The sequence below is a fragment of the Anabaena sp. UHCC 0253 genome (genome assembly GCF_009712085.1).
Taxonomy (GTDB): domain Bacteria; phylum Cyanobacteriota; class Cyanobacteriia; order Cyanobacteriales; family Nostocaceae; genus Dolichospermum.
Genome location: NZ_VILD01000008.1, coordinates 166,523 through 172,522, shown reverse-complemented (window position 1 = coordinate 172,522; position 6,000 = coordinate 166,523). Strand labels below are relative to the sequence as shown.

Annotated in this window: 8 protein-coding genes; 5 read left to right on the top strand and 3 right to left on the bottom strand. The window is 37.9% G+C overall.

From position 1 onward, the window contains the following. On the bottom strand, positions 1–164 hold a 164-nt coding region (locus tag FJR38_RS20850; protein ID WP_168539165.1), incomplete at its 3' end, for a type II toxin-antitoxin system HicB family antitoxin. Positions 165–415: 251 nt separating this feature from the next. Between FJR38_RS20850 and FJR38_RS20845 the strand changes: the two genes are divergently transcribed. Next, positions 416–850 (top strand): DUF29 family protein, encoded by a 435-nt coding sequence (locus FJR38_RS20845; RefSeq protein ID WP_168491885.1) that lies wholly within the window; start codon positions 416–418, stop codon positions 848–850. Between the two features lie 9 nt (positions 851–859). On the opposite strand, the gene FJR38_RS20840 is transcribed toward FJR38_RS20845, so the two are convergent. Both FJR38_RS20840 and FJR38_RS20835 read right to left on the bottom strand, forming a co-directional pair. After that, the gene (locus tag FJR38_RS20840) at positions 860–1,042 is read right to left on the bottom strand and encodes a hypothetical protein (protein WP_168539163.1); all 183 of its coding nucleotides are present in this window, start codon (positions 1,040–1,042) and stop codon (positions 860–862) included. 31 nt (positions 1,043–1,073) lie between these two features. Continuing rightward, the gene (locus FJR38_RS20835) at positions 1,074–2,405 is read right to left on the bottom strand and encodes a hypothetical protein (RefSeq protein WP_168539161.1); all 1,332 of its coding nucleotides are present in this window, start codon (positions 2,403–2,405) and stop codon (positions 1,074–1,076) included. 1,073 nt (positions 2,406–3,478) lie between these two features. On the opposite strand from FJR38_RS20835, the gene ndhL reads away from it, so the two are divergent. The 4 genes from ndhL to FJR38_RS20815 all read left to right on the top strand — a co-directional run bounded on the left by ndhL (position 3,479) and on the right by FJR38_RS20815 (position 5,810). Beyond that, positions 3,479–3,688: an NAD(P)H-quinone oxidoreductase subunit L gene (ndhL, locus tag FJR38_RS20830; protein ID WP_168491889.1), complete on the top strand. Its 210-nt coding sequence runs from the start codon at positions 3,479–3,481 to the stop codon at positions 3,686–3,688. Between the two features lie 27 nt (positions 3,689–3,715). Continuing rightward, positions 3,716–4,027: a DUF3007 family protein gene (locus FJR38_RS20825; protein WP_168491891.1), complete on the top strand. Its 312-nt coding sequence runs from the start codon at positions 3,716–3,718 to the stop codon at positions 4,025–4,027. Positions 4,028–4,108: 81 nt separating this feature from the next. Next, positions 4,109–4,912, top strand: a complete 804-nt coding sequence (trpA, locus tag FJR38_RS20820) for a tryptophan synthase subunit alpha (protein WP_168491892.1) — start codon at positions 4,109–4,111, stop codon at positions 4,910–4,912. 235 nt (positions 4,913–5,147) lie between these two features. Next, a complete protein-coding gene (locus FJR38_RS20815) occupies positions 5,148–5,810 on the top strand; it encodes a heterocyst differentiation related protein (protein ID WP_174764074.1) in 663 nt (220 codons plus the stop codon). Positions 5,811–6,000: the final 190 nt, after the last annotated feature.

Sequence of the window (6,000 nt, the reverse complement as noted above, 5' to 3'; positions counted from 1 at the left end):
AACCCCATTTCTGCCCTCACTTGTAAGCAAGCAGAAATTGCATCTTGAATATTCTCTAAAGCCTCTTCTTTTGTCTCTCCCTGACTAATGCAACCAGGAATACTAGGACATTCAATAATCCAGACACTATCCTTGTCTCGATCAATCGTGACATCGAATTTCATACTAGGTGATAGTTAAGTAATACTTGTATCTTAGCTGTTAAAATCTGGATTATTCAACTAAATTTGTACAATTATAACAAAAAATTATCGCAGATTCTCATGAAAAGTCAATTGCGATCGCCTAAATAATCATCTTCTCATGTTTACGATTATACTATCCGAAGGTCAGCGTAGCGATCGCCTCTTATCTTAATAGATATAGTAACTAATGCTATAACTACTATATATCTCATTCTCACATCACTAAAGATATGGAAGAACTTTTGACATTAAGGGAATTACTACTTAAAGGTGATATGACTGGAGCTTTGGCAATTGTTGATGAATTAGAAGAAATGAGTAGAGACGATAAAATCAACAACATTCGTAGTTATGCAGTAATTCTGATCATGCATCTAATCAAGCAAAAAGCAGAAAATCGCACCACGAAATCGTGGGAGCTATCAATTCGCAACTCTATACGCGGTATCCAAACCAAAAACCAGCGACGTAAAGCTGGCGGAACATACCTCAATACCGATGAATTACGCCTAGCAATTTCCGAAGCTTATACAGAAGCAGTTGATCGCGCCTCCTTAGAGGTTGAGGAAGGACGCTATGAACCTCATGAGTTAGCCAAACTAGTCAACCGTCAAGAGATATGCGATCGCGCCATGATCTTAATCTCTACAAATCTAGAAATTTAAACTGGGTGGTTAAGGATTCCAAATATTTAAACAGCGGCAATAAACTCTTCTACTGTTAACCCAGCAGTTCGTATCAGTCCGCGTCAAGTCAATGCGATCGCTTTCCCCGCCCAAAATATTTATTTTCGTAATTGATAGCGAATCGCTGCTACCAGCAGATCGCTCAGATAACTCTACAAAACGCAATGTCAAATTTATTCCTCACTCCTCGTTCATACATCCACTACTTATTTTCTGCATCTAATTTTAGTTGAGAAAAAACTCGATAATCATTTAAATTAGCTTGCACATGAAAAGTTTGTTTGTGATCTTTCATATTAATTAGGGAATATTCAATATTTCCCGCATAAATAGCAAATGTAATATTAAATATCTCTAGAAAATTTATTAACCATTGACATTCGTCAACTGGATATTTTTCATAATAACTAATTAACTGGGAAATACGAATTTCTAAATGTGTTCTGGAATTGGAAGAAATCAAAATAATCTTGATTAAGAGAATAACTAATGTCAGGGAATGACCTTGAGACATCAATAATTTAAATAATAATGCAGGTTCTTTACTATTTTCTGTGGTCAAAATATCAATGATGCGATTACATATTCTCAGAACTAACCCTTTATCAATTATTTCTTCATCACTTTCAGCTTTCCATTCTGAGAGATTTTCTCGCAAATGCTGTTGGATAGGTTTAATAAATGCTGGTGTATCTCCAGCAGAAAATAATAAATATTTTTGAATATTTTCTTTGTATTCTCCCAATGTTTGTTTCTGCGTCTGTTGAACAAATATGTTAGCAATATTTTCATAACTTAATGAACCTTTTTTACTGACAATAATCTTGATTAATCTGAGAACATCATCTCCCAACATACTGGGATTCTTATATTTATTATTGCTATAATTATCGGAAGAATGAGAGTGAGCGACATACATAGCTAATTCAAATTTGAATTTTTCTCTTATTTGTTTAGCTACTTTTCTCGCTGCATTTCTTTGTTCTGGAGGATTTTTATCATCACAAGATTGAGCAAATAATAGATATGCACTGTATCTATTAATCCAATTACTTGGAGTGTCTTCCTGGGATCTATTGGTGAATATTTTTAATTCTTCGTAATCTCGGCTATTAATAAAGTTATCTAACCACATACCATAAGGATAGATGAAAGGAGAAATAAATACCTGATTTTCTCTTTGATAATCAGTGAAAATCCCTAATAAATCTTGGATATATTTATAATGTTTGGCTGGTTCCCAGTTATTGACTAAAATATAGCAACAGCGTTTAATGGTATTGTGAAATTCCTGTTCTTGTTGGGTGGAAAATATTTTATATGTTTCTGGTACATCCTCGTCTCTATGAATGCGTAAACTTTCTATAAATAAGCGTTTGAATTCTAGTAAGGTTTTTTCCGGTATTTCTTGTTTAACAGTTGTGAGTAAAAAACTATAAATCTCATTTTGATCATTTTGAAATTTTATTTGATCAAATTCAGATTTAACAGTGGATTTATTTTTCTGACCTGTGGATAAATTCTTATCAATCATGCTAGTATCACAAGGCTGCATTCAAAATACAAAATACAAAATTAATACAGGGTGGGATTGGAAATGGGTGGTTTATTTCCACTCTGCTGTACTATCTTCCTTATTTCTAAGTCTAGGTATTCCAAAGATCAGCAGTTTGTTAGTAATCACAAAATACTGAATTAATTAGTATGTAATATTTGAATTTAAGTGTTACTTAATTCACGTCAAATATTGTTAAAGGAAAAAACTTACCTTTGGTCATTTGTAGTTCCTGAATGTTGAATCTATAAAATCTCCAAAAATAAAAATGTACTAGATCATTAGGTTTGAGAAAACCAAACCAGTATTCTAGCACATTTTTTTATTTACTTAATTTTAAATGGGGGTGGGGGGACTTGAACCCCCACGACCGTTTAAGGTCAACGGATTTTCATTCTCTTGCAGCTTTCGCTACTACCTATCTGCTGAAGCAAGTTTAGGTTTTGAGAATTGGACTCTCCCTTTACCCTCGTCTTAACGTTAGGGTAGCTCCCGTCGAGTCTCTGCACCTTCCCAGAAGTATAAATTTTCTGGGCTTGGCTCAGGATTGCCGTATCTATAACTAGATTTAGGTTTCCCTGAGTTTGAGAGCGGTCACTTGAAAGATTTCTCGATCAAGGCTCAATTCCTTAAGTCCGTAGCGTCTACCATTCCGCCACACCCCCAAAGGGTTATTTACTTTTTTATGCGGTTTTCACCTGCTTGTCTATTATACCATTAGTTGCGTTTTTTGTGCAAGTAAATTTTAAAATTTTATTTGCTAACGCTAGTTGTTGGCATTGACAGAGAAAAATAGCCACAGACTCATGTTTAATGGCCGATATATATCGTATCACACATTTTAGATTTTTGATCTTTTTTTTTAAATAATTTAGAGGTGGGCATTAACCACCCTACAAATGTAGAGCCGAGAATCCCTGGACAAGGAACGGCTCTGCAAAGATTTGGGAAGACGCAAATTTAATTTTCACTCTTATCTATAATTCCTCTAACCCAGATTCAGCTTATGATAGAAATTGAACGCTCTTATTTCTTTACTTTGCGGTAAGTATATGGTTGTAGCACTACTGTATCTGAGTTTAGCTGGCGCTTATCTGCTGGTAATACCAATTGCTGTCTTTTTCTACTTGAGTTTAAGATGGTATACGTGTGGTTCTGTGGAACGAGTGTTTATGTACTTTTTGGTGTTCTTCTTCTTTCCGGGTTTGCTAGTTCTTTCACCATTTGTGAATTTGCACCCCCGTCCTCGAAAAATTGCTTAAATTAAGATTTGGTAGGTCATAATTCTCATGCGACGTATTGACGCGATTGGTATTGGCTTCGGCGTTTTTGTAGCCGGTGGCTTGGCTTATGTGGGTTTGCAGCTAGTGGGTTTAGACAGTCAGAATGCGGGAATTTGGAGTCAAGTATTCTTGATAGCTGGCTTAATTGGTTGGTTATGCACCTATATTTTCCGAGCCGTGGGGAATAAAATGACCTACCATCAACAGCGAGAAGCTTATGAAACAGCTTTTTTGCAAAAGCGCCTTGATGAACTTTCTCCTGAAGAATTAGCCAAACTTCAAGCTGAGATTGAACAAGAAAAAGAATCTCAGGTTTAGAGGTATTATTATGGTTCAGTTGTCAGTTTTTTGTTGATAAATGACAACTGACAACTAACCACTGACTACTGACTAGGTGAAATGACTGCTATTTCTCGTTGCTTTGAAACTTTGAGACGGAATCAGGAATGCGCTTTGATTCCTTTTATTACGGCTGGTGATCCAGATTTAGAAACTACAGCTAAAGCTTTGCAGGTTCTAGATAATTCTGGTGCTGATATTATTGAGTTGGGTGTACCCTATTCTGATCCTTTGGCAGATGGTCCGGTGATTCAGGCTGCTGCTACTCGTGCTTTGCAAAGAGGGACAACGTTAGAGCAAGTGCTAGAAATGCTCAAAGGGATTAGTCCGAGTTTGCGATCGCCTATTATTTTATTTACCTATTACAATCCCATTTTACATCGAGGCATTGATAAATTTCTTCAGCAAATTCAAGATGCTGGAGTAGCCGGGTTAGTTGTGCCTGATTTGCCATTGGAAGAGGCAGCAGGGCTAATAAAACCAGCGGCTGAGGTGGGAATAGATTTAACTCTATTGGTAGCTCCGACAAGTTCTCCTGAGAGGATAGAAGCGATCGCTCGTGCTTCTCAAGGATTTATCTATTTGGTCAGTGTTACTGGTGTCACAGGAATGCGAACCCAAATGCAAGGACGAGTTTCTGATTTACTCCAACAAATTCGTCATGTTACAGATAAACCCATCGGTGTGGGCTTTGGGATTTCTGACCCTGAACAAGCACGTCAAGTAAAAGCATGGGGCGCAGATGCCGCAATTGTCGGTAGTGCCGTGGTGAAGAGATTAGCAGAAGGAACACCAGCAGAAGGATTAGAGGCGATCGCTCAATTTTGCCACACTCTCAAGACAGCCATCAAGAATCCCACCTAACCAAAGATAAAAATTGCCTAAATAGTGTATTTTTTTGTTATTCTCTAGTGGACAATCTGACTGTAATCGTCTTAAATAATAACAGCATATATTAGGATAGACAAAAAACTAACTGATACACTGAGTTAAAAATTGACTCTGAAATATAATATCAAAGTAGGCAACAAATTATGCGTGTGAGAGTGCGTCAGTTACAACTGAGTTACTGTTCAGTAGGATTTGAGGGGTAACAGCAATGAGTGAAAGTATGGCATTTATTGGCGGAGTCGCTGTAGCTGGGTTGGCGGCTCTAGTCCTGCTTAAAGGCACAAACACCCCTGTATCATCGAATTTTGCTGTCAGCCCCCAAATGCCAGGGACATTAATGGCACCCCAGGTAATGCAGCCACCTATGCAGTATCCTGTTAATTACGGGCAACCAGTATATTCCAACCAACCACCAACTGCTCCGAACTCAGATCAGCGTCTAGAAATGGAAAAGCTGAATATGCAGATGGAGAGGTTTAAAAATGATAATGAACAACTAAGATTACAAAATCAACAACTCCAAGTACAAGTTCAAAATTTCACTACCCAACAGTGGCAGTTACAACAAGCTCAACAACAAGTTAATCAACAAAAAATAGTTCCCTTCCCATCTGAACAAAATCAATGGTGGTCTTCACCAATGCTTTGGGCTGTGGGTGGTGCAACATTAACCATTGGTGGAGGTGTTGTGGTGGCTGGAGTTCTGTCATTATTTGCACCCAAACAGCGCCCAACTCGCACTGTCCAGGTAATTCATCCCTATAATGGATCAACACCACCTTTGGCCCCCGTGCGTCGCGCTGAGTTTTTACCCTCTTCTCGCATAGAACCCAGACGAGTAGAAACGGCAGAATACGACGAAATGCACTAAGCTATTGCCACCTATTTGCAGCAGCGATTTGCGAATTGTTGTCCAAGTAGGGGCGTATCCCTGACGGGACTGGAAGCATCAGCATTCGGGTGATTAATTATCGGTTTTTTCCCAGTAGGGGCGAAGCATTCGGGCAACAAATTCTCGGTTTTTTCCCAAGTTTCTTTTCCGAATGCTTCGCCCTTACATT

What these genes read in the sequence shown, in the direction of transcription:
- FJR38_RS20845 (WP_168491885.1), top strand. Translation starts at nt 416, where the DNA reads ATGGAAGAACTTTTGACATTAAGGGAATTACTACTTAAAGGTGATATG.
- FJR38_RS20835 (WP_168539161.1), bottom strand. Translation starts at nt 2,405, where the DNA reads ATGATTGATAAGAATTTATCCACAGGTCAGAAAAATAAATCCACTGTT.
- ndhL (WP_168491889.1), top strand. Translation starts at nt 3,479, where the DNA reads ATGGTTGTAGCACTACTGTATCTGAGTTTAGCTGGCGCTTATCTGCTG.
- FJR38_RS20825 (WP_168491891.1), top strand. Translation starts at nt 3,716, where the DNA reads ATGCGACGTATTGACGCGATTGGTATTGGCTTCGGCGTTTTTGTAGCC.
- trpA (WP_168491892.1), top strand. Translation starts at nt 4,109, where the DNA reads ATGACTGCTATTTCTCGTTGCTTTGAAACTTTGAGACGGAATCAGGAA.
- FJR38_RS20815 (WP_174764074.1), top strand. Translation starts at nt 5,148, where the DNA reads ATGAGTGAAAGTATGGCATTTATTGGCGGAGTCGCTGTAGCTGGGTTG.